Origin of the sequence: Shewanella sp. SP1S2-4 (assembly GCF_031932075.1) — a bacterium.
GTDB lineage: Bacteria > Pseudomonadota > Gammaproteobacteria > Enterobacterales > Shewanellaceae > Shewanella > Shewanella baltica.
Genome location: NZ_JAUOET010000025.1, coordinates 1 through 23919, shown reverse-complemented (window position 1 = coordinate 23919; position 23919 = coordinate 1). Strand labels below are relative to the sequence as shown.

16 protein-coding genes are annotated in these 23919 nt (G+C 47.2%); 7 read left to right on the top strand and 9 right to left on the bottom strand.

The window, feature by feature from the left end:
- The first annotated feature begins 255 nt into the window (after positions 1 to 255).
- The 6 genes from Q4Q52_RS17975 (at position 256) to Q4Q52_RS17950 (ending at position 10634) form a co-directional block, all read left to right on the top strand.
- Positions 256 to 972, top strand: coding sequence for a methyltransferase (locus Q4Q52_RS17975; RefSeq protein ID WP_311991262.1), 717 nt, complete (start codon positions 256 to 258; stop codon positions 970 to 972).
- 236 nt (positions 973 to 1208) lie between these two features.
- Positions 1209 to 2468 (top strand): ATP-dependent RNA helicase SrmB, encoded by a 1260-nt coding sequence (gene srmB / locus Q4Q52_RS17970; protein WP_006080348.1) that lies wholly within the window; start codon positions 1209 to 1211, stop codon positions 2466 to 2468.
- Between the two features lie 363 nt (positions 2469 to 2831).
- The gene (locus Q4Q52_RS17965; protein ID WP_311991261.1) at positions 2832 to 4043 is read left to right on the top strand and encodes an efflux RND transporter periplasmic adaptor subunit; all 1212 of its coding nucleotides are present in this window, start codon (positions 2832 to 2834) and stop codon (positions 4041 to 4043) included.
- Positions 4043 to 7234, top strand: coding sequence for an efflux RND transporter permease subunit (locus Q4Q52_RS17960; protein ID WP_311991260.1), 3192 nt, complete (start codon positions 4043 to 4045; stop codon positions 7232 to 7234). Before Q4Q52_RS17965 ends, Q4Q52_RS17960 begins: the two co-directional genes overlap by 1 nt.
- A gap of 263 nt (positions 7235 to 7497) precedes the next feature.
- Positions 7498 to 8205 (top strand): TatD family nuclease-associated radical SAM protein, encoded by a 708-nt coding sequence (locus Q4Q52_RS17955; RefSeq protein WP_311991259.1) that lies wholly within the window; start codon positions 7498 to 7500, stop codon positions 8203 to 8205.
- 191 nt (positions 8206 to 8396) lie between these two features.
- Positions 8397 to 10634, top strand: coding sequence for a PAS domain-containing protein (locus tag Q4Q52_RS17950; protein WP_006080344.1), 2238 nt, complete (start codon positions 8397 to 8399; stop codon positions 10632 to 10634).
- On the opposite strand, the gene Q4Q52_RS17945 is transcribed toward Q4Q52_RS17950, so the two are convergent.
- From Q4Q52_RS17945 to tkt, 9 genes are all read right to left on the bottom strand, one after another.
- Positions 10615 to 12018: a hypothetical protein gene (locus Q4Q52_RS17945; protein ID WP_012090100.1), complete on the bottom strand. Its 1404-nt coding sequence runs from the start codon at positions 12016 to 12018 to the stop codon at positions 10615 to 10617. The two genes, Q4Q52_RS17950 and Q4Q52_RS17945, sit on opposite strands and share 20 nt — an antisense overlap.
- A gap of 93 nt (positions 12019 to 12111) precedes the next feature.
- On the bottom strand, positions 12112 to 12675 hold the full coding sequence (locus Q4Q52_RS17940) for a hypothetical protein (protein ID WP_311991258.1): 564 nt from the start codon (positions 12673 to 12675) through the stop codon (positions 12112 to 12114).
- On the bottom strand, positions 12668 to 13417 hold the full coding sequence (locus tag Q4Q52_RS17935; protein ID WP_311991257.1) for a helix-turn-helix domain-containing protein: 750 nt from the start codon (positions 13415 to 13417) through the stop codon (positions 12668 to 12670). Before Q4Q52_RS17935 ends, Q4Q52_RS17940 begins: the two co-directional genes overlap by 8 nt.
- A 166-nt stretch (positions 13418 to 13583) precedes the next feature.
- Positions 13584 to 15053: a sodium:proton antiporter NhaD gene (nhaD, locus tag Q4Q52_RS17930; RefSeq protein ID WP_311991256.1), complete on the bottom strand. Its 1470-nt coding sequence runs from the start codon at positions 15051 to 15053 to the stop codon at positions 13584 to 13586.
- A gap of 242 nt (positions 15054 to 15295) precedes the next feature.
- Complete coding sequence (locus tag Q4Q52_RS17925; RefSeq protein ID WP_311991255.1) at positions 15296 to 16033, bottom strand: DUF481 domain-containing protein; 738 nt, start codon at positions 16031 to 16033, stop codon at positions 15296 to 15298.
- Between the two features lie 205 nt (positions 16034 to 16238).
- Entirely contained in the window at positions 16239 to 17306 is a 1068-nt protein-coding gene (fba, locus tag Q4Q52_RS17920) for a class II fructose-bisphosphate aldolase (RefSeq protein ID WP_006084020.1), read from the bottom strand.
- 249 nt (positions 17307 to 17555) lie between these two features.
- Positions 17556 to 18731, bottom strand: coding sequence for a phosphoglycerate kinase (locus Q4Q52_RS17915; RefSeq protein WP_006080336.1), 1176 nt, complete (start codon positions 18729 to 18731; stop codon positions 17556 to 17558).
- Between the two features lie 137 nt (positions 18732 to 18868).
- Complete coding sequence (gene epd, locus Q4Q52_RS17910; protein ID WP_012588472.1) at positions 18869 to 19885, bottom strand: erythrose-4-phosphate dehydrogenase; 1017 nt, start codon at positions 19883 to 19885, stop codon at positions 18869 to 18871.
- A 116-nt stretch (positions 19886 to 20001) separates the two neighbouring features.
- The gene (gene tkt, locus Q4Q52_RS17905; RefSeq protein ID WP_311991254.1) at positions 20002 to 21996 is read right to left on the bottom strand and encodes a transketolase; all 1995 of its coding nucleotides are present in this window, start codon (positions 21994 to 21996) and stop codon (positions 20002 to 20004) included.
- Positions 21997 to 22396: 400 nt separating this feature from the next.
- On the opposite strand from tkt, the gene metK reads away from it, so the two are divergent.
- Positions 22397 to 23548, top strand: a complete 1152-nt coding sequence (gene metK / locus Q4Q52_RS17900; RefSeq protein WP_006080333.1) for a methionine adenosyltransferase — start codon at positions 22397 to 22399, stop codon at positions 23546 to 23548.
- Positions 23549 to 23919: the final 371 nt, after the last annotated feature.

Genomic DNA, 23919 nt, shown 5'->3' with positions numbered 1-23919 from the left:
GACCGTTAGGATAAAAAAAGCGAAATAATGCTAATTAACTGCTAAGAAAAGGTTTCTAAGGCAATAAAATAAAGCGTTAATTAAGTAAAATCTGTATTGCGCCATAAAAAATAAAATCTTATGCCGACACAAATTCATACATCTAGGGCAACATCTTCTGTTTAAAAGCATTGGCTAAAAACGAGGGCTAGAATTAGAATACTGCCCGCCCAATATTGGGCCTAACCACCTTAGAACGGCAAAAATTAACTCTCCATGGCATTCACTTTTAAACAATTTCATATCGATGATATGAATTGCGGCATGGCCGTAGGCACAGACAGTGTCGTCCTAGGCGCGTGGGCTCAACTGACCGCAGCAAAAACCGTTTTAGATATTGGTGCTGGCAGCGGCTTACTCAGTTTAATGGCAGCGCAGCGCAGTCAAGCACACATTACCAGTGTCGAGTTAGACGCCAGTGCTGCCGAGGCTTGCCAGCATAACTTCCACAATAGTCCGTGGGCGAATCGACTCACCTTAGTCAACAGCAGTATCCAAGACTTTTGCCAACAGATTGAGTATCAAGAGTATTTTGATCACATCATTTGTAATCCGCCCTATTTTGAGCAAGGCACACAGGCGATACAATCCCAGCGCGCTATGGCCCGTCACACAGATAGCTTAAGTTTTACCGCGCTACTCGATGCCATTCATGTGTGCCTAGCACCGCAAGGAAACGCAAGCCTCATATTACCAATGCAGAGCATGGCGCGTTTCAATGAGATTTTAACGCACTCACCGCTCAGTCTTATTGAAATGACTAACCTTATCAGTATTGTAGGAAAAAGCGCCAATCGAGCACTCTGCGTACTCGCGCACAAGACTCACCCTCAAATTGCCACGAAGATCAGTGATATCACTATTCGAGAACTTTCAGGCCAATACACCCAAACCATGGTGCAATTGATCCGAGATTTTTACCTTAAATACTGATATCGAGCCCAGCCCTGACACGTAAAGTAAAGGCCGCTAAGTTTGGCAAAGGTAACGAAGGGGCCAATTCCCCCAAAATTAGATGCTAATACATTGAGCTTAAAGTAATTAACTTATGCCTATTACCATAAAACTTTACCGGCTGAGAAGATAAACACCGGAGATCTAGATAAGTTATTTAAGTTAACCGCTATAACCTTTATAATGCTTCGCTATTATCCGTCGAGACGCTGCGCATGCAATTTGAAGATTTCCAGCTTGACCCTAGCTTATTAGAGTCGCTTAATGCCATGGGGCATCATTCACCCACCACTATTCAGCAAGAAACTATCCCTTATGCCCTAGAGCAAAGAGATATTCTCGCGCGCGCCCCGACAGGAACAGGTAAAACAGCGAGCTTTTTACTGCCATCGTTGCAACATTTAATCGACTTCCCCCGCCGTTTCGCTGGGCAAGCACGTATCCTGATCCTCACGCCAACCCGTGAGTTAGCCAGCCAAATCCACCGTTATGCGTGTCACTTAGCCACTGGCCAAGGTTTAGACATAGCGATCGTGACCGGTGGTGTGCCTTACGGACCACAAGAAGAAGCCTTAGCAGGCAACGTCGATATTCTGGTCGCGACCCCTGGCCGCCTGATGGAATATTTAGACAAAGGCAATTTCAACGCCCAAGAAGTCGATATCTTAATTATCGACGAAGCCGACCGCATGCTAGACATGGGCTTCTCTTCTGTGGTGCAAGCGATTGCTATCGAAGCCCAAGGCCGCAAGCAGAACATGTTGTTCTCTGCCACCTTAGAAGGCGGCGGTGTGCAACGTTTTGCCCGTGAAGTGTTAAACGACCCGATTGAAATCGATGTTGAAGCACCTCGCAGCGAAAAAGCCAAGATCCACCAATGGATCCACTTAGCCGATGATAAAGAGCATAAATTTGCCCTGTTATGTCATCTGCTGCGCCAAGAAGATGTGAAACGGACTATCGTGTTCGTAAAAACCCGCGACATCGTTTCTAGCTTAGAAGGCCAGTTACTTAAAGTCGGTATTGCCTGCGCTTTCATGCGTGGCGATATGGAACAGAAAAAACGTTTCCAAGCTTTGAGCCGCTTTACCAAAGGTGAAGTGAACGTCTTGCTGGCAACCGATGTGGCTGCACGCGGTATCGATATCGACGATATCACCCATGTGATCAACTTCGACATGCCACGCTCTGCCGATACCTATATTCACCGTATCGGTCGTACTGGCCGCGCTGGCGCCAAAGGTACTGCGATTTCGTTGGCCGAAGCCCACGATATGCGTATCGTCGGTAAAATCGAGCGTTATATCGAGCAACCGTTGAAACGCCGCGTGATCGAAGAGCTGCGTCCTAAGAACAAAGAAGCGCGGACACCGGGTAAGAAAAAAGCCAAAGTGAAAGCGAAAGAAGCAGCGAAGAAAACCAGTAAGAAAGAAGCGGCAAAGAAAGCGAGTAAAATCGCCCGCAAGAAGAAGTAACCTCTGCTTGAAATAATCCAACTAAAGCCGCTATATGCGGCTTTTTTATTACCTAAATTTAACTCAATGCAATAAATCAACTGGCGAGTAAAAGCTAATCACAAAATATAGAACATGAAATACGGCCTATTTAGCTTTGCCAATCCGTAAGCTCATTACTCTTTATTTCAATACCTTCCAATTACCTAAGTGAACCTTTTATCATTTACCTGCTCTAAATTTCGCCAAAATATCGGTACCTAGTGAGCACCTGTGTCAAACCATCACTTTTAGACACATTTAATTTACAAAAATAAATTTATTGGCGCGGCCGACTCTGCTACTTTAACCCCATTACGCGATTAGCATGGATGTAACAATAATATGATGAAGACCCTACTGAGGAGACTTTCTCCTTTTCTTATTCTGCTGCTGTTTGTCTTTGGCGCAGCCTTATTAATGAAAACTAAGGAGGCGCCAGAACAAAAACCGGAAGAGATGCCCATTCCTATCGTTGACGTCACGCAAGTGACTCAGCAAACGGTATCGCTAAACTTACCGTCCTACGGTGTGGTTACGCCAAAATATAAAACCCAGCTTGTGACCGAAGTTCAAGGCAGAATGCTGAGTATTTCCGCTGATTTTGTGGCGGGTGGCATAGTCAAAAAAGGCGACCAACTCGCACAAATCGAGCCCTCAGATTACGAGGCTGATTTAATGCAAGCCGAAGCAACACTGGCCCAAGCTACCGCCGCGCTGAACGAAGAAATTGCCCGCGGTGAAGTCGCTAAAATCGAATTCAAAGGCTACGACAAGGGCTTACCCCCAGAGTTAGGTCTGCGTATTCCACAGCTTAAAAAAGAGCAAGCCAACGTTAAATATGCGCAAGCAGCACTGGCGCGTGCCCAACGTAACCTTGAGCGCACGGTTATCCGCGCGCCGTTCGATGGCATAATCAAAGCGCGCAATGTCGATTTAGGTCAGTATGTTAGCTTAGGTACAAACTTAGGTGAGCTTTATGACACTAGCGTTGCTGAAATCCGCTTACCGATTTCCAATGACGATCTAGCCTATCTAGAGTCGGTCGATAATCCCGATACCCAAGTGACGCTGAGCGCCTCTTTGGCGGGTAAAGAAAATACTTGGGAAGGCAATATTATCCGCAGCGAAGGCGTGATCGATTCTGAAAATCGCATGGTGTATTTAGTCGCTGAAATCAAAGACCCTTACCTGCGCGCCAATAAAGTTGCTGGCAGCTTACCGCTTAAATATGGCAGCTTCGTCAATGCAGTCATCAAAGGTCGCACAGTCGATGGCATAGTAAAACTACCCCGCCATGTGGTTCGTAACGATCATGTCGCCTTAGTTAACGATAAAAATATCGTTGAAATGCGCCATGTAAATATCGTTCGTAGCGATCTCGACAATGTGTATATCAAGGACAGTCTAAAAACGGGCGAGCGCGTCGCCACCACTCACTTCAACAGCATGGCAAACGGTCAACTGGTCAAGGTCTTAGGTGAAGCGGCATTGCCGACTGAGACGCCAAAAGAAGACACGCCTGAGTCGAGTCTTGCGGCCACTGGAGTGAAATAATGGACACTCAAAAAGGGATCTTAGCCTGGTTCGCCCGCAACAGTGTGGCCGCGAACCTGTTAATGTGGGCATTGCTCGTCGGCGGTTTGTTCAGCACTGTCTTGATCAATAAAGAGGTTTTTCCTTCTTTCGAACTCAATTTACTGAATATTTCCGTCGCCTATCCGGGCGCGGCGCCGCAGGAAATCGAAGAAGGCATCAACATCAAGATTGAAGAAGCCATCCAAGATATCAACGGTATCAAGAAGGTCACGTCAGTGGCTAGCGAAGGGGTAGGCTCGATTACGGTTGAAGTCGAAGACGGTTACGAAGTACAAACCGTGCTCGATGAAGCCAAACTAAGATTAGATGCGATTTCGACCTTCCCAGTGAACATCGAAAAACCCAATATCTATCAGATTAAACCTGAAAATAACGTCATTTGGGTGTCTGTCTATGGCGATATGACACTGCACGATATGAAGGAGTTGGCTAAGTCGGTGCGTGACGATTTAACCCAACTGCCAGCCGTGACCCGTGCCAAAGTCACTGGGGTGCGCGATTATGAAATCGCCATCGAAGTATCAGAAGATAAACTACGCGAATACGGCCTAACATTTACACAGGTCGCGTTAGCGGTGCAAAACTCTTCCTTTGACTTACCCGGCGGTTCGATTCGCGCCCAAGATGGCGACATCCTGCTGCGCACCAAAGGCCAAGCCTACACGGGTGATGACTTTGCGAATATCGTCGTCACCACTCGCCCCGACGGTAGCCGCGTGATGTTGCCGCAAGTGGCGACTATCAAAGATGACTTTGAAGAAAGGTTAGAATATACCCGCTTTAACGGTAAACCGGCCGCGATTATCGAAGTCACCAGTGTTGATGATCAAAATGCCTTAGACATTGCCGCTCAAGTAAAACAATACGTCGAGGATCGCCGCGCGACACTTCCTGCCAACGCGCAACTCGATACTTGGGGTGATATGACTCACTACCTCAAAGGCCGCTTAAACATGATGATGTCGAACATGTTTTACGGTGCTTTGTTGGTCTTTATCATCTTAGCCTTGTTCCTCGATCTTAAGTTGGCATTTTGGGTCATGATGGGTCTGCCGGTATGCTTCCTCGGCACTATGCTGATCATGCCGCTCGAACCTTTCTCAATGACGATCAACATGTTGACCCTGTTCGCCTTTATCTTGGTGCTCGGGATAGTGGTGGACGATGCGATTGTCATCGGCGAGAGCGCCTACACAGAAGTCGAACGCCACGGTCACTCGGTTGAAAACGTGATCCGCGGCGCGCAAAAAGTGGCGATGCCCGCGACCTTCGGGGTATTAACCACGATTGCGGCCTTTATTCCCATGTTAATGGTTTCTGGCCCTATGGGGATTATTTGGAAATCCATCGGCATGGTGGTCATCCTCTGTTTGGCCTTTTCCTTGGTCGAATCTAAGTTCATTCTGCCAGCGCATTTAGCACACATGAAGTTTAAAAAGCCCGGTGCGCCAAGGGGATTCTTTGGTCGCCTTAAAGCCAACTTTAACGACAGAGTGCAGCACTTTATTCACCACAGTTATCGTAATTTCCTCGAGCGCTGTATCAAGCAAAGATACAACGTGGTCGCGGCTTTTATCGGTGTGTTGGTCCTGTCGATTGCCTTAGTCGCCAGTGGTAAAGTGCGTTGGGTATTCTTCCCAGATATTCCATCGGACTTTATCCAAGTTCAGTTGGAAATGGACGAAGGCAGCTCGGAAGATAACACTTTGAAAGTGGTGCAGAGCATAGAAGAAGCCCTGTACAAGATGAATGACAAAATGGAGCAAGATAACGGCTATCAAGTGGTGAAACACAGCTTTATCAATATGAGCTCCCGCACCTCTGCCTTTATTTTTGCCGAACTGACGAAAGGTGAAGACCGCGAAGTCGATGGTGTGACGATTGCTGCCGCATGGCGTGAACAATTGCCCGAGCTTCTATCGGTCAAAAAACTCAGCTTTAACGCGAGTACTAACGATGCCGGTGGCGATATTTCCTTCAGGTTGACCTCAAGTGATCTCGATGAACTGTCCGCGGCCTCTAAAGAGTTGAAGCAAAAACTCGCCAGCTATGAAGGCGTATACGATATTGCCGACAACTTTTCCTCGGGTAGCCATGAAATTCGCCTGAAGATACGTCCAGAGGCGGAAGCCCTTGGCCTGACCCTTTCCGATTTAGCTCGCCAAGTGCGTTATGGTTTCTATGGTTATGAAGCCCAACGTATTTTGCGTAATAAAGAAGAGATCAAGGTAATGGTGCGCTATCCATTAGAGCAGCGCCGCACTGTGGGTTATCTGGAAAACATGCTGATCCGCACGCCAACGGGCACCTCGGTTCCCTTCTCGACCGTGGCACAAATTGAGAAAGGCGAATCCTACGCCTCAATTACCCGTGTTGACGGTAAGCGGGCGATCACCATCACGGCAAATGCCAACAAAAACATAGTTGAACCTTCAAAAGTGGTACAGGAAATCCAAAAAGATTACCTGCCACAATTACAGGCCAAGTATCCTAAAATCCAAACCGCGTTAGATGGCGGCAGTTTAGATGAACAGAATGCTATGGTCGGTTTGATGCAAGGTTTCTTCTTTGCGCTGTTTACCATTTATGCACTGATGGCAATCCCGCTAAAATCCTACAGTCAGCCGTTGATCATCATGTCGGTGATCCCCTTCGGGATTATCGGCGCCCTGTTCGGTCACTTGATTCAGGGACTCGCGATGAGCGTATTAAGTCTCTGCGGCATAGTGGCACTCGCGGGTGTGGTGGTAAACGACTCTTTGATTTTGGTCGACTTTGTTAACCGTGCGCGGGAGCAAGGTCAATCGGTTAGACAGGCGGCAGTGGATTCCGGCTGTTATCGCTTTAGGGCGATCATCCTCACGTCACTCACCACCTTTGTCGGTTTAGTGCCTATTATTCTCGAGCGCAGTTTGCAGGCGCAAATTGTGATCCCTATGGCGACGTCCCTCGCCTTCGGTATCCTGTTCTCGACCGTAGTAACGCTGATCTTAGTGCCGCTGCTGTACATCATACTCGACGATGTTAGCCGCTCTAGCAGCCGCTTCTTCAACTGGTGGTGGCAGCCTAAGAAAACCAATGATGAGGACGTTAAGCATCCGGATTTTGAGCAAGCTGTCACGACTGACTATAAGAAAGACTATCTATAGGCTGATAACGACAGACCGTTAGCGACAGGCAGTTAGCGATAGGCAGTTAGCAATAGACTGTGAATCAATGTCTTATCCTTAAAAAGAGAGCTTAGGCTCTCTTTTTTATTGCCAGTGTTCATTCAATTCCACATCAGCATCAAAGTCACTATGCCGTGAGTGGGTTTGAGCTTTCAAGTTGCGATCTAGCTGACAGTTATGCCATCGGGCTTTCGCTACACTGTGCCCAAGTCGTCAGTTATCGTTAGAATGAACCTATCATTATGTCTGAGCATCTGCATAAGCAACACCTTGATAACCCGCACGTTGTCACTACTGAAACCCTCGCGAACGGTCACATCACAGATGAAGTTTGCACAAATGAAACCTGTGCGACCGAAACCCTAGTCTATGATATTCGCCGCAGTCGCTACCTCAATATCACTGGTCGCTGCACCCTGCGCTGCGCTTTCTGCCCAAAACATAATGGCAGTAAACAAATCCACGAATACCAACTCGCCCTGTGCCACCAACCTAAGCCAGAGGAAATTATCCCTCTGCTTGGCAATGTTAAAGACTTTGAAGAATACGTGTTTTGCGGTTATGGCGAGCCCACTTTAAATCTTCCAACGCTACTCACTGTGGCAAAAGAGATCAAACGCAGGGGCGGACGAGTCCGGATTAATACCGATGGTTTAGGCAATCTGGTCCATAGGCGCAATATTCTGCTTGAACTTGCCGACTGCGTTGATAGCTTATCGATTTCACTCAATGCGGATAATGAAACCGCCTATATTGAACACTGCCGCCCAAAACTCGCTGGTTCCTACGCCGCCGTGCATGCCTTTATCGCCTTGGCACCACACTATATTGAAACGGTACAAGTCTCCGCCATCGAAGGATTAGCGGGCGTCGATATTGATATTTGCCGTGAACAAGTGGAGTCCTACGGCTGTGAATTTAAGCATAGAGTGCTAGGCGCATTAGGCTAAACACCATTCCAATACGGCTAAAATCGACTGAAGCACTGAGCCACATGAACTCGCCACTGAGCGAATGAGTAGAGATGTAAATCTGTCTTAACTTTTACTAAGGAAATCTTGCTTAGTAACTTGGCACTGTCGTAACAATTCTTTCGTGTTAACATAGCGAAATTAACAGATCACCCACTCATAATCGGTTCATGCTGAAGAATAACCCAAGCACGTATCCCCTAGCGCCGCTGCTCTCTTTAACTCAAGGGATCCATTGGTCGCATCAACGCTTATTAGCCGTTGCAAGCCAGCTCTCTATGCTGGTGATTGGCATGATCATTTTAACCAACTTAATCATTACTTTAGGAGAGCGACGTCTACAGGAAGAATGGGCGACGCAGAGATACAGTGAACTGCAAACTATAGGCACACTGATCACAGATAAAGTGTCTTTCCAGCAATTTCGCACCCAAATTTTTGCCAATGGTGAGCTGCTAAAGCAGTACTTGAGCAATCCGACCGCCAAGCAGCAACTCAAATTACAGGAAGCTTGGCTAGATCTGGTGAAGCATATTCCTGAACTGCTCGGCATTGCGCTGTACGATCCCCAAGGCAATTATAAGTTCTCTACCCCTTCTAATTTCAGTAAAGATGCCTTACCGCCGACCTTGCTTGGCGCGAGTCGTAATATGGGTGGTAAAGAGGTTTACACCTCTCCACTGGAGTTTGTTCCAATTGAAGGCATGCTAGAACCTTATATGTATCAAATGGCGTGGCTCGAAAAGCCCGATCAGAGTTCTATGGGTTATCTAGTGACATACAACTCTATGGTGCAAATGCTCGAAGCCATCAAGCCGGCTTTTTCGAGTAACAAATCGCCTATGTTAGTGCTCGACACGCAGGGATTACTCTATGCTGGCGCGAGCGATCTCGCCCCGTTAAGCAATATGCCAGAAACCTTAGGGGCAAGTTTGAGACAAAGTTATCCTGCTCTGTGGCGTGATATGTCCATGAGTAATTTTGGTCAATTCCACGGTGAAGAAGCGACATTTGTTTACCTTAAGATCGAGCTTACCGCCCAGCCAGAAACCCGCAGAGAATACTTTTTACTCTCCTATGTGCGTAACTCCGACATAGCCGCACGTTTTTCCCAGTGGCAAAACATTGTCATAGTGGCATCGCTAATCTTAACCGTACTCGCCGCTTGGGTTGTGCTGCTCAGCCATATGTATCGTTTACAACAGCGTTCACGCCAATACAGTATCGATGTCGCCAATGGCTTATTTAACAGTGATATCGGCTTTATGATGGTCAACGAAAACGCCAGAGTGATCAGTGCCAACACCAAGGCAGCAGAAGCGACCTTAGTGCCACTGGATGAACTCACAGACCGCAGTCTACAACGCACCTTATGCCTCGATGACAGAACCTATGCCGAGCTGATGGAGCAAGTGCATAAAACGGGTCAATGGTCTGGTGAAATCAGCCTAGAAAGTATCAATGGCCCAACGCTGCGGGTGCATATCCGCCAAGCGCCAAGGGCGAGCCGAGGGTCACCGCATCTATTGATCACCCTTGAAGACATCAGTGAATTAGTCAGCAGTAAAGAACAAGCATTTCTCAGTGAGCTTTTATGCGATAGCACAGTCGCAACAGCGCTGACAGATGCCAATGGTAAATTGATTAAAATCAACCCCGTATTTGATGCGCTAATGCAACTCAATGGCGATTTAAATCAAGATTTAGCCTCGCTGCTCGCCAACGATTTAGGTAATCAATGGCAAAGAATTAGTGCTCAAATCGCCATGCAAGGTCAGTGGCAGGGGCAAATTCTGTGCTCACCTAAACAGGCGCACTCCAATTGTTTGCAAGCCACCTTAAAGGGCCATGTGGCCGCCGATGGTGAGATTGATTATATCGTCTGTACCTTAGAACAAGCCGCCGAACGCGGCCGAGGCACAGAGAAACGCAGCCTTGTGCCCCATCGCAGCACGATTCTGCTGAGCTTAGTTGATTTAGAGCGTTACTTTAACTCGCTGCCGCCGCCAAGCCGCCTGAGTTCAAGCCTACTGTTAATGGATATCAACCCTGAAGGTTTACTGAGCCACATGAGTGACATCGACCAACTGGCGAACCGCCAGCAGGAAGTCGAAGTTCAATTACTGCTTGAAATTCCTGCTAATTATCAGATTTTGCATTGGCAACTCGGGAAACTGATTGTGATGTTACCTGACACAGATGCGACCCATGCACACAACTTTGCCCTCAATATGATGGAAAAGCTTAATGGCAATGGCTTAGGTGAAGGGATCAGTATCGGGATTGCGGGTTATCAAGAAGGCCAAACACTTGAGCAGTATCTGAATAATGCCGAAGTCGCCCTAAAACGGGCGAAACAGAATAACGATCAAAATATCGGTCAGGCCTTTACTCGTCATCAATCGTAGATTCAGGCATGTTGACCGAATCGGGCAATTGGCTCTGGGTAATCTCAATAATCGTCGAGCGGTTCATGGTGATCTTGTAGCGAATATACTGCGGAGCTTCACGGCCATCGCGCAGCACTAAAATCAAGTTAACTTGATAGCGTCGCTCAACCGATTCATGGCTGATTTTGCCTTCAACTTCCTTATAAATCTTCGCCTTACCCCGCTCTAAGTAGCGGGCAAAGGGCACTAAGCTAAAGTTCACTTGCTCTTGAATGGTGGAGTATCCCGCTTGAAACTCACTCTGATTCACCTTAGTGGCAATTTTATAGTGCAGGATTTCCGCATCGACCTTATTTTGGCTATGCCTGTGCTTTAAAATTTCGCTGACTTTATCGGGCAGATCTTGCTGGCGCATAAACTCAAGCCATACCAACTGCTTAGCGATTACTGCCTGACTGGTGGTATCGCGCAAAATCCGGCTCCAGCGTGGCCTGCCCCGCTGAATAAAACGCCACATGGCATTACGCACGTCATCCTTAAAGATTTCCCTGAAGCCGTAAATCACCGCCAAGGTCAGCACTAAGGCAATGGTAAAGCCGCTGAAGGCGCCCTGCGCTTGAATAATCAACGCCGACACTACCAACATCACTAACGCCGTCGCCAGTCCCGTCGTGAACTTTTTAAGGCCAATCCCTAAGGGCTTTAACTCTTCTTTAAGTACCACACCTTGTTGGATTAAACGTCGTAACAACAACATCTTGTTTGAGATGCGGTTAGGATCTTGCTTAGTTTGCGCCGAGTTGTAGTTATGCTCATCCCGATAGGCACACTCATTGCGACACAGTGTTAGCACCCGTTCTTGGATATCGTTGAAATCACTGGTGCGTGTAGCATGGGCGAGCACTTTTAGTAACTGCTGCTCGCAGAACCAAGACAGGTAGTTGTCGGCATTTTCGAAGTAGGATTTCCATTTAGGATCGCCCGGTTCGTTACGGCGAAACTTTTTCAGCAACTGGCCAACTTGTTCGCGTAATTCGTCGAGGGCAAAATAGAAATGGGTTACATCTGTGATTTGATTGAGTTCTTTAACGTCGTTTTCGACTGCAACGGCAAACTGATAGGCGAACAGATTCAAGTACAATCTGAATTCTTCAACGGTGCGGCGATTTAAACTAGCAAAGCGGCCCTGTACCAAAGGTAAGTGCAAGCCTTCTGAATAGTAAGAACGACGGCCGACAATCGCGCTGTAGTAGTACTCTTCTTCATTGAGCGTGTGCGAGCCTATGCCCATTTCCTTTGGTAAAAAGAAATAGAGATCAAGCTGACGATTATCGCCCTTTTCCATCTGATGGCTGAACTTAATCGACAGGGATTCTTCTTGCTTTACACGTATCTTAGACACAACACCCTTTTCATGAGCCCTCACAGAGACTCATCGCAGTAGACATAAATCAATGAGCACTAATCTTAACTGAAATAAACTCAAATTCACTGATTAAATTCGACTATTTACGATTCGGCATCCACAAATCGTATTGCTGGGTTGGAATAACACCACGGCATAATCCTTAGTGTCATCCATATCTAACACTTCAATACTGAAATTATTCACCCCAGAATCGCGAAACGGTAAACTGCTGATGTTAGATAGATATTTCATATGTTCTGGCCAATTTTTTTGCTTTTCCATTTCCGATTCAGTTTTCGTCTCCACCGCCACCCTATAGGTCATGCTATTGGCCTCAATGCTGTCGACCTTGCCACGCATCGAAATATGGCCCGCACTGGTGCCATCAAAATTAAAGTAACGGTAGTTGATTTGCGCTTTGTCGGCGGCAATCAATACGTCCACGAGCAGGTAAAATTTATTGTCGCTGTTGTTACTGCCAGCACTGGCGCTGACATATGGATTGGCACTCGTGTGCCGATCAAATAATTCTGAGCTGCAACTTAACATCATGGTCCGGCTCGTTGCCAATTGTTTATAAATCACCCCGCAAGCCGCAATCAAGGCCGACAAAATAACAATACTAATGGTCCACTTGAGCCACTTAGCCACAGATATTCACCTCGCGTAGCCAGGCAGAGTCGATGAATGTTTTGGGACGAGATAAATCGCTGATACTAATATTGCGCAGCACTGACTGGCCGAGTTTTTCACCGCGAAAGGTCATATTAAGCACCTGTTTATCATGGGATAAAGACGCATAAACATCTGCCCAATCGCTTTTACCGCAGGCAATAAGTCCCGTGCTTAAGCGTTCGCCCATTTCAAACAGTAAGGTGTTGCTCGCACTGGAGTCGGCATATAAGTTCAAGCGCACTTGCTGACCCGAGGCTAACGACAGTATCGACATCATCAAGGCTTGAGTCGGTTTACTGTGGTCTGTGTGTTTCAGATAAAACACCGAAAACGCCAACATCACCCCAAATAACACTAAGGCACTCCACAAAGGCACAGTGTGCAGCCTGAGGTAATTGATGCCTCGATATTCGCTGCCGTTTGATGGTCGCAATAAATAGCCTTGGCCTTTAACGGTTTCGATCAAGCCCTCGTGCGAAGGGCCAAGAAAAGAGCGGAGCCTGGATATGACGTGGGATAAAGAGGCATCAGTTAACGGCGGACCTTGTCCATCCCCCGTTTTCAGCATGTGCTTTGAAACTAACTGTCCTTGGTGTGCAAGCAATAACGTGAGCACTTGTAGCTCGGCTCGAGAAAGATGCCAAGATTCATCGCGAGACAACTCAATCAGTATGCCTCGTTCTCGATCAAACCTGCAGCCTCCCAATTGCATACACATTAACTCAACTCCATAAAAACACAGAGTTAAGTCTATGCAAGACCACAAATAATTAATGTGATCTTGCTAACCCAAGCCAGCAAATAGTTAATTTTCGTGAGACAAGCCGCATGCCTGTCTCGGTAAACGGCATGTCTCGATAAACGACAATCAAGCTAATGCAGTGTTAGAACATCGCGGCGTTTAACCACATGTGCACTAAAATACTCGCCACATAACCTAAAGCTATCACAGGCGTCCAACGAAGATGCGCCCCAAAGGTATAAATGCCACGAGCCTGTCCCATCAAGGCAACCCCTGCCGCACTCCCAATCGAAAGCAAACTACCGCCCACACCCGCTGTCAGGGTAACCAATAACCACTGCCCCAAAGCCATATCGGGATTCATGGTCAATACCGCAAACATCACCGGAATATTATCAATCACAGACGAGAGTATACCCACGGCGATGTTGGCATAGGTGACATCCCAATGCGAATACATGGCCTCAGACACTAAGCTCAAATATCCCATAAAACCTAGGCCACCGACGCATAACACCACGCCATAAAAGAACAGTAGAGTATCCCACTCGGCGCGAGAAATGCGGCTGAACACATCAAATGGCACCACACTGCCAAGTTGCTGCAGGCGTAATTTGTCTTGTCTTAATTCCGCCTTTTCACGTTCGCGGGCAACAGAACGATTGAAGGTTTTACGCAGGTAAAAACCAAAGAATTGCAGGAAGCCTAATCCCGTCATCATGCCCAATACAGGCGGCATACCTAAGAAGGAATGGGCACACACTGCCGTAGCAATAGTGAGTAAAAACAGCCCCACAATACGCTTAGCTCCGGGCTTAGTGTACACATGCTCTTTTTCAGGCTCAGGCACAAAATGCGGGATGAACACACTCATAATGGCGGCGGGTAAGGCAAAGTTAACGAGGGCGGGAATGAACAGATTAAAGAAATCGCCAAAGTGCACTAGGCCCTTTTGCCATACCATTAAGGTCGTGATGTCACCAAAGGGGCTGAACGCGCCACCCGCGTTGGCCGCTACGACAATGTTGATACAGGCAAGGGTTATAAACTTGCGTTGCCCTGCACCAACCTTCATCACCACAGCGCACATCAGTAAAGCCGTGGTTAAGTTATCGGCTACGGGCGAGATGAAAAACGCCATAAAGCCCGTTAACCAAAACACAGTTCGCAGGCTAAAACCACGGCCCACCAGCCAGCCGCGGATCGCATCGAACAGATTACGTTCTTCCATGGCATTGATATAGGTCATCGCCACCAGCAAGAAGAGCAGTAGCTCGGCGTATTCGAGCAAGTTTTGCTTGAATGCCGCTTCCGACACTTCGGACATGCCGTTTTGCATATAGACAAAACCTATCATGCCCCAGATGATCCCTGCCGCAACGAGCACAGGTTTCGACTTGCGTAAATGTAATGTCTCCTCGGCCATCACAAGTACATAAGCCAGCACAAACACACAGACAGCAACATAACCCACGCTCGCGGCGGTTAAATTAAGCCGATCTGCCCCTTCTGTCATAGCCCATGCTGCAGGTGAGAATCCGCTCAATATTGCAACGCAGAATAGACTCCACAACGCCATTCCACTGCCTTTAAACAACCGCTGTAATTTCATTAAAGTTCATCTCTACGTAGGAAATTAGTCGAAAATTACCATAGCTTCGGCATAGCAAATGTTGATAAAACGCAACTTTCTATGCATTACCCTATAACCAAAGGCATTTAAAACATTAATTTTTGTATAACTACAGATGTTACTAATAAAGAAAAGCTTAACGTATATTCAACTTAGTCCAAAAACAGCCAATAAAAAAGCACCTCGAAGGTGCTTTTTTGTTTTAAATCAGTGTCACAGCATTAGAAAGCATATAACAAGGTCATATTGGTTTCGGTATCAGTGCTTTTCTTATCATCCAGCGGCTCGCTGTTGTAACGCACAATAATGGCAAACTTCATCGCCAATGCGCCAATAATATTTGCCGTTAATGAAGTTTCAGAACGGGCATCTAACTTGTCACCGTAATCGGCAACGAAACGCTGTTGGAATTTAGAAGTTTCAGTGATTTCAGTTTCAAAGTTAATCACGCCGTGGGCAACAACGCTGTCGTTGGTGTCATAACCTTCGATAAGCGCTTGCTCAGTATCCAGACGTTGGTAAATATAACCCGGACCCACTTCGACATCTAAAAAGGTCTTGCTGGTGTCATACAGTCTATGACCATAACCCGCTGCGCCAGATAGGGTATAGTCATAACCAGTAAACGGGTCGACTTCATAACTGGCATTCGCAAACAGGTAGCTACTATCTGTCATCTTGTAGTTACCCTGTGCGCCTGCTAAATAGCGTTTCGCGGTGACAGAACCGGTATCTTCTTTGTATAAACCTTCTAGTAAGTACTGATTTTCCCAATCGCCAAGCTCATGCTTAAGATTTAAACGTCCCTTAAATGATGAGGTTTCAGTGTTACCTGTGGTTAAGGTGGCACCTAACTCAGCTTCACCAGCGAATGTCTTGTCGCCTTTTACAAAATCGGCCCCTGCTGTCGCCATAAAAGGTGCAGTCATTAATAGTGCTGCGGTCAGTACTTTTTTCATGTTTAATCGTTCCTGTTCCGTTAAATCCAATCCCTATAAATATCTGTTCGTCCCAGCGAAGCTGAATAAGCACATATTAATATGGGTTAGTTTTTTCCCCTGAAAATCCGCGCAATATTAACATTTGCGCTTAAAAAATGAAAACGACCGCTATTTCATCCATAAAAAAACCCGCATCAGCGGGTTTTTGCCTTAACGATAACGCTTACATGTTGATCTTAGGATCTAAGGCACCAGACTGGTACGCTTTGTACATTGCTTGTAAAGACAATGGTTTAATCTTAGATGCTTGACCAGCACAACCGAAAGCTTCGTAGCGAACAGTACAGATGTCTGCCATGGCTTCCATTGACGCTTTCAGGAATTTACGTGGGTCAAATTCACTTGGGTGTTCCGCTAAGAACTTACGTACCGCACCTGTTGATGCTAAACGTAAGTCAGTATCGATATTCACCTTACGCACACCGTGCTTGATACCTTCAACGATTTCTTCTAATGGCACGCCGTAGGTTTCTGGGATCTGACCACCGTATTGGTTGATGATCTGTAACCATTCTTGTGGCACTGAAGATGAACCGTGCATCACTAAGTGGGTGTTAGGAATACGCGCATGGATTTCTTTGATGCGGTCGATACGCAGTACATCGCCCGTAGGTTTACGGCTGAACTTGTAAGCACCGTGGCTAGTACCGATAGCGATGGCAAGTGCATCAACATGGGTATCAGCAACGAAACGCGCCGCTTCATCAGGGGTAGTCAGCATTTGATCCATGCTTAATGTACCCACAGCACCAATACCGTCTTCTTCGCCTGCTTGGCCAGTTTCTAAACTGCCTAAACAGCCGATTTCGCCTTCAACTGACACACCACACGCATGGGCAAATGCCACTGTGCGACGAGTGACATCGACGTTGTAGTCATAAGATGCAGGGGTTTTGCCGTCAGCCATCAAAGAGCCATCCATCATCACTGATGACATGCCTAATTGGATAGAACGCTGACAGATATCAGGATCGGTACCGTGGTCTTGGTGGATACACACAGGAATATCTGGATACTGCTCAAGGGCTGCAGCCATCAAATATTTTAAGAACTGTGGGCGAGCATATTTACGCGCACCAGCAGAAGCTTGCACAATAACAGGGCTGTCTGTTGCTTCAGCGGCCTGCATGATGGCACGCATCTGCTCTAAGTTGTTAACGTTGAACGCAGGCACACCGTATCCATGTTCTGCCGCGTGGTCGAGTAGTTGTCGTAGGGAAATTAACGCCATTTTTTAACTCCAATAATAGGGTGACTGTCACATTCTGCAACGCTTGGTCACCGAGGTCACTATCGTTTGGATGGATTTTTATACCCGTATTCAGATAGATACCTTAAACAAGCACCTAAAATAAGTACCTGAAAAATATCTAAAATAAACACGGGCGGTTTTTTATAATTCTTTTATTTATTATCAAGCTTTGATGATATCAGAGCTTATCGCGGCGTCTTATGCGCCGCGTATTTTAAAACTTAATAATTAAGCGCCGCGCTTTTCTAACATAGCCACAGCCGGTAATTCTTTACCTTCGAGGAACTCGAGGAAAGCGCCGCCGCCAGTCGAAATGTAAGACACTTTATCGGCAATACCGTACTTATCAACCGCAGCCAAAGTGTCACCACCGCCTGCGATAGAGAAGGCTTTTGAATCGGCAATCGCTTGGGCGATACGTTTAGTACCTTCACCAAATTGGTCGAATTCGAACACGCCCACAGGGCCGTTCCACACGATAGTGCCAGCAGATTCGATGATTTTGGCCAGTGCTTCAGCGCTATCTGGACCAATATCAAAAATCATTTCGCCATCAGCGACTTCGCTAACTGATTTTAAGGTTGCCGCAGCTGTTGGGCTAAACTCGCCTGCCACGACTACGTCTGTCGGCACAGGAATATCGGCGCCACGGCTCTTAGCATTGGCCACTAAACGTTTAGCTTCGTCGATCAAATCCGCTTCATACAGTGATTTACCGACATTGTAACCCGCCGCCGCGATGAAAGTATTGGCAATACCGCCGCCAACCACTAGCTGATCAACGATACCAGAAAGGCTTTCTAGCACAGTCAGCTTAGTTGATACTTTAGAGCCACCGACAATCGCCACCATAGGACGCGCAGGGTTATCTAACGCTTTGCCTAAGGCATCTAATTCTTGCGCCAGTAATGGACCGGCACAGGCGATGGGGGCAAACATGCCAACGCCGTGGGTCGATGCTTGGGCGCGATGTGCAGTACCAAAGGCGTCCATAACATAGACATCACACAATGCCGCCATTTTTTGCGACAGCGCTTCGTTGTTCTTGCCTTCGCCCACGTTGAAACGCACGTTTTCGAACACAACCACTTCACCGACGGCAACGTCGACGCCGTCTAAATAATCCGTCGCTAAACGCACAGGACACGACAAGGCTTTAGCCAAGTAGTCGACCACAGGTTGCATAGAATATTCGGGATTGTATTCACCTTCGGTCGGACGACCTAAGTGCGACATCACCATCACAGCGGCGCCTTTAGCAAGGGCCAACTCGATAGTAGGTAGAGAGGCGCGCAGACGTGCATCACTGGTGACGACGCCGTTGCTAACAGGCACATTGAGATCTTCACGAATAAGCACGCGCTTACCTTGTAGATCCAAATCTGACATATTGATAATTGCCATAGTAACGCTTCCTTTTATAATCAAAAAACAAACTGGTTTCACACATGGCCGGTATCAGTTTACTGCCGCTAGGCGCTCGACATCCCGTCGAATTGGCATATAACTGAGTGACCCACCGGTGAATAATCTACTTTTTATCAGCCTCGCTTGGCTGCGATCATCGCCAAACTCGTATCTAACATACGGTTGGCAAAACCCCACTCGTTATCGCACCACAACAACAGCTTCACCAACTGACCGGCGCTGACACGGGTCTGGGTACCGTCAACGATACTGGAGCGCGGATCATGGTTGAAATCACATGAAACCAAGGGTTCATCAGTATAACCCAAAATGCCGTTAAATCGCCCATTGGCGGCCGACTCCAGCACATGATTCACAGTGGCAATATCGACGGTTTTCTCAAGCGTCACAGACAAATCAATTGCGGTCACGTTGATGGTCGGTACGCGCACCGAAATCGCTTCAAATTTATCTTTCATGTGCGGCAAAATCCGCTCAATACCGCGGGCAAGCTTAGTGTCTACAGGGATAATCGATTGGCCAGCGGCGCGGGTACGACGCAAATCATCATGATAAGCATCAATCACTTGCTGATCGTTCATTGCCGAATGGATAGTGGTAATGGCACCGCTTTTAACGCCGAAGTGGCGATCGAGCACGTCGATCACAGGTACGATACAGTTAGTCGTACAAGAAGCGTTGGAAACCACTGTGTGTTCGGCGCGGAGTAAATCGTGATTCACACCATAGACAATAGTGCCATCGACATCGGCCGAGGATGGATGGCTTATCAGCACTTGTTTAGCGCCGGCATGAATATGGGCTTCGCAGCTTTGACGATCGAGTAATACACCAGTGGCCTCATAGACAATGTCTATGTCCATTTCATGCCAAGGGAGTTTTGTGGGATCGGGCTCGTGGAGAATTTTTATCGCATCGTCGCCAATCAGCATGTGATCATCGACGAGTTTCACTTTGTGCGCAAACCGACCGTGGGTGGTGTCGTACTGGGTCAGATGAATAATGGCTTCAGGTTTAGCTAATTCATTAATCGCGACAATCTGCATTTGCTGCCGTTTTCCAGACTCGTACAAAGCACGAAGAATAGAGCGGCCGATACGGCCATAACCATTGATAGCGACTCGGATCATTGAGGTCTCAATTTCCTCTAAATACAAAAACGGCCTGCAAAAGATTGCAGGCCGCATTATACAGATTAACACTTAAAAAGTTTAACCTTTTGTATTGAATCTAATCCCTTGAGCGATTAGCCCAATGATTTTGCAGCATTCAGCACATTTTCAACGGTGAAACCGAAGTGATTCAATAACACGTTACCCGGCGCTGACTCACCAAAAGTGGTCATGCCAACAACAGTGCCTTCAAAACCGACGTACTTGTACCAGAAATCGGTATGCGCCGCTTCGATAGCCACACGTTTAGTCACAGCGCGTGGTAATACAGATTCTTTATACGCTGCATCTTGCTTATCGAACTCAGTTGTCGATGGCATAGAGACCACGCGAACTTGTTTACCTTGCTCAGTTAATGCCGCTGCAGAATCCATCGCCAATTGTACTTCGCTACCGGTTGCGATCAGGATCAGTTCTGGTGTACCCGCACAGTCTTGCAGTACATAAGCACCTTTAGCCACGTTGGCTAATTGCTCAGCGGTACGTGCTTGGGCTTTCAGGTTTTGACGGCTGAAGATCAGTGACGTTGGGGCATTGCGACGTTCAATCGCAGCTTTCCAAGAAACTGCCGTTTCTGCCGCATCACATGGACGCCATACGGCCATATTTGGCGTCATACGCAGGTTAGCTAATTGCTCAACTGGTTGATGCGTTGGGCCATCTTCACCTTGACCGATAGAGTCATGGGTATAAACGAAGATGTTTTGAATGCCCATCAGCGCCGACATGCGGACTGCGTTACGGGCGTATTCCATGAACATCATGAAAGTTGCGCCGTAATTGATGAAACCACCATGCAGCGAAGCACCGTTCATAATGCCGCTCATGCCGAATTCACGCACGCCGTAATAAATGTAGTTACCGGCAGGATCGTCTTGAATACCTTTAGAACCAGACCACAAAGTCAAGTTAGAACCCGCTAAGTCAGCAGAGCCGCCTAACAGTTCAGGTAACATAGCACCGAAAGCACCGATAGCATTTTGTGAGGCTTTACGGCTCGCAATACCTTCGGCTTTGTCCTGTGATGCTTGCACGAATGCCTGCGCTTTTTCTTCGAAATCAGCAGGTAATTCACCTTTCAGTACGCGGCGCTCATATTCAGCAGCCAGTTCTGGGTGAGCTGCGCCATAAGCCGCAAACTTCTCGTTCCATGCCGCTTCACGGGCAGCACCAGCTTCTTTGGCATCCCAACCCGCATAAACGTCAGCAGGGATTTCAAATGGTGCATATGGCCAGCCAAGGAATTCACGGGCTGCGGCGATTTCCGCATCGCCTAATGGCGCGCCGTGGCAATCGTGGCTGCCAGATTTGTTGGGTGAACCAAAACCGATAATGGTTTTGCAGCAAATCATGGTTGGTTTATCGCTAACCGCTTTCGCCGCTTCGATAGCAGCACGGATTGCCGCGCTATCATGACCGTCAACACCGGCAATCACATGCCAGCCGTAAGCTTCAAAACGCTTTGGCGTATCATCGGTGAACCAGCCTTCAACATGACCATCGATAGAAATACCGTTGTCATCCCAAAATGCGACCAGTTTGCCTAGACCTAAAGTACCGGCTAATGAACAGGCTTCGTGGGAAATACCTTCCATCAAACAGCCGTCGCCGACGAAGCAGTAAGTGTAGTGATCAACGATATCGTGACCATCACGGTTAAACTGTGCCGCTAAGGTTTTTTCAGCAATCGCCATACCGACAGCATTGCTGATGCCCGCGCCGAGTGGACCCGTTGTGGTTTCAACACCTGGGGTGTAACCGTATTCTGGGTGACCCGGGGTTTTTGAATGCAATTGACGGAACTGTTTCAGTTCTTCGATTGGTAATTCATAACCTGTCAGGTGAAGTAAAGAGTAGATCAGCATTGAACCGTGACCGTTAGAAAGGACGAAACGGTCTCTATCTACCCATTTAGGATTGGTCGGGTTGTGCTTAAGGAAATCATTCCACAGCACTTCAGCAATATCTGCCATACCCATTGGGGCGCCGGGATGGCCTGAATTTGCTTTTTGAACTGCATCCATACTTAACGCACGGATTGCGTTTGCGAGTACTTTACGGGAAGACATGCTCTCTCCTGCTTGTTTGTGGGGTCTAGCGGGCAATTTGGACGCATATTTTCCCCTACATGCCAGTGTGACGCAAACTAAAATTATCATTCACTCAGCAAAAGATGGCCGAATCGTAAACTCGCAGAAACAAGCTAGTCACTTTACTGGCGTTTACTTGAGTGGGCATCACAAGGATCACTTGTAATGGAGAAATAAATTTATTAAAAATCGATTGCTCCTAATACCATGAAATATAAGTAAAATAACCATTTTAAGACTGAGCATAGTCATTTTCAGGTCACAATCTGAGAGGATTTTTTCTCACTGGGGGTGATCGGCAATCGGATTTAAACTAAAATAGCCGTCTAGATGTAGATGCTTCTACACGTTTGAATGCTAACGACGAGATTTTCCTACTATGGCAAAGCACTTGTTTACTTCTGAGTCGGTCTCAGAAGGTCATCCCGATAAGATTGCAGATCAGATTTCTGATGCTGTGCTAGATGCAATTCTGGCTCAAGATCCAAAAGCACGCGTGGCGTGTGAAACTTATGTCAAAACAGGCATGGTATTAGTCGGTGGCGAAGTCACGACTTCTGCTTGGGTTGATATCGAAGAAATCACCCGTAAAACGGTGCGTGAAATTGGTTATACCCACTCAGATATGGGTTTTGATGCAGACTCGTGTGCGGTATTAAACGCCATTGGTAAGCAATCACCTGATATCAATCAAGGTGTAGACCGTGCTGACCCTGCTGAGCAAGGTGCAGGCGATCAAGGGTTAATGTTTGGCTATGCCAACAACGAAACCGACGTCCTAATGCCAGCGCCTATCACTTATGCCCACGCATTAGTGAAGCGTCAGTCTGAAGTGCGTAAAAACGGCACCCTGCCTTGGTTACGCCCAGATGCGAAAAGCCAAGTCACATTTGCCTATGATGATGGCAAAATTGTGGGTATTGATGCCGTCGTATTGTCAACTCAGCACAGAGATGACGTATCACAAGCCGACTTAATTGAAGGCGTGATGGAAACCATCATCAAGCCAGTATTACCGGCTCAATGGCTAAACAAAGACACTAAGTTCTTTATCAACCCAACTGGCCGTTTTGTTATCGGTGGTCCAGTAGGCGATTGCGGCTTAACCGGTCGTAAGATCATCGTTGACACCTACGGCGGCATGGCCCGTCATGGTGGTGGCGCATTCTCTGGTAAAGATCCATCAAAAGTGGACCGTAGCGCGGCATACGCTGCCCGTTATGTGGCAAAAAACATCGTTGCAGCAGGTCTTGCTGATCGCTGTGAAATCCAAGTGTCTTACGCTATTGGTGTGGCAGAGCCGACTTCTATCAGCATCGAGACCTTCGGTACGGGTAAAGTGTCTGAAGATTTGCTGATCAAGTTAGTACGTCAACACTTCGAACTGCGTCCATACGGTTTAACGGCCATGCTCGATTTAGCACGTCCGATTTATCAAGCGACTGCCGCTTATGGCCACTTTGGTCGTAACGAATTCCCTTGGGAAGCAACGGACAAAGCTGAAGCACTGCGCGCTGACGCGGGTCTATAATCGGTTTCGATTAAACCCCGTTAAGATTGCAAAATATAAAAACCGCTACCCAGCGGTTTTTTTATGCCTGCAATTTGGTTCCCCAAAGCAAGATAATGGTATCTTCAGTTGTGCAGCATTTATTGTCATTGTTTCCCCTGTGACTCGCCACCTCATTTGTTTAACAAAAAGCGTCCCTGAGGGCTCAACTAAAACATCCTGTTTTAGAAGGTCACAGGTGTAACAATGCCAATCCTCACCAACCCTCTAGCTGTTCGTTCAGCTAAAAAGCTATTACCCCAAAGCAAGATAACTTTATCGTCAGTTATGCAGCATGAATTGTCATTATTTCCCCAGTGACTCGCCGTAAATATATCCCTATAGGCTCGACG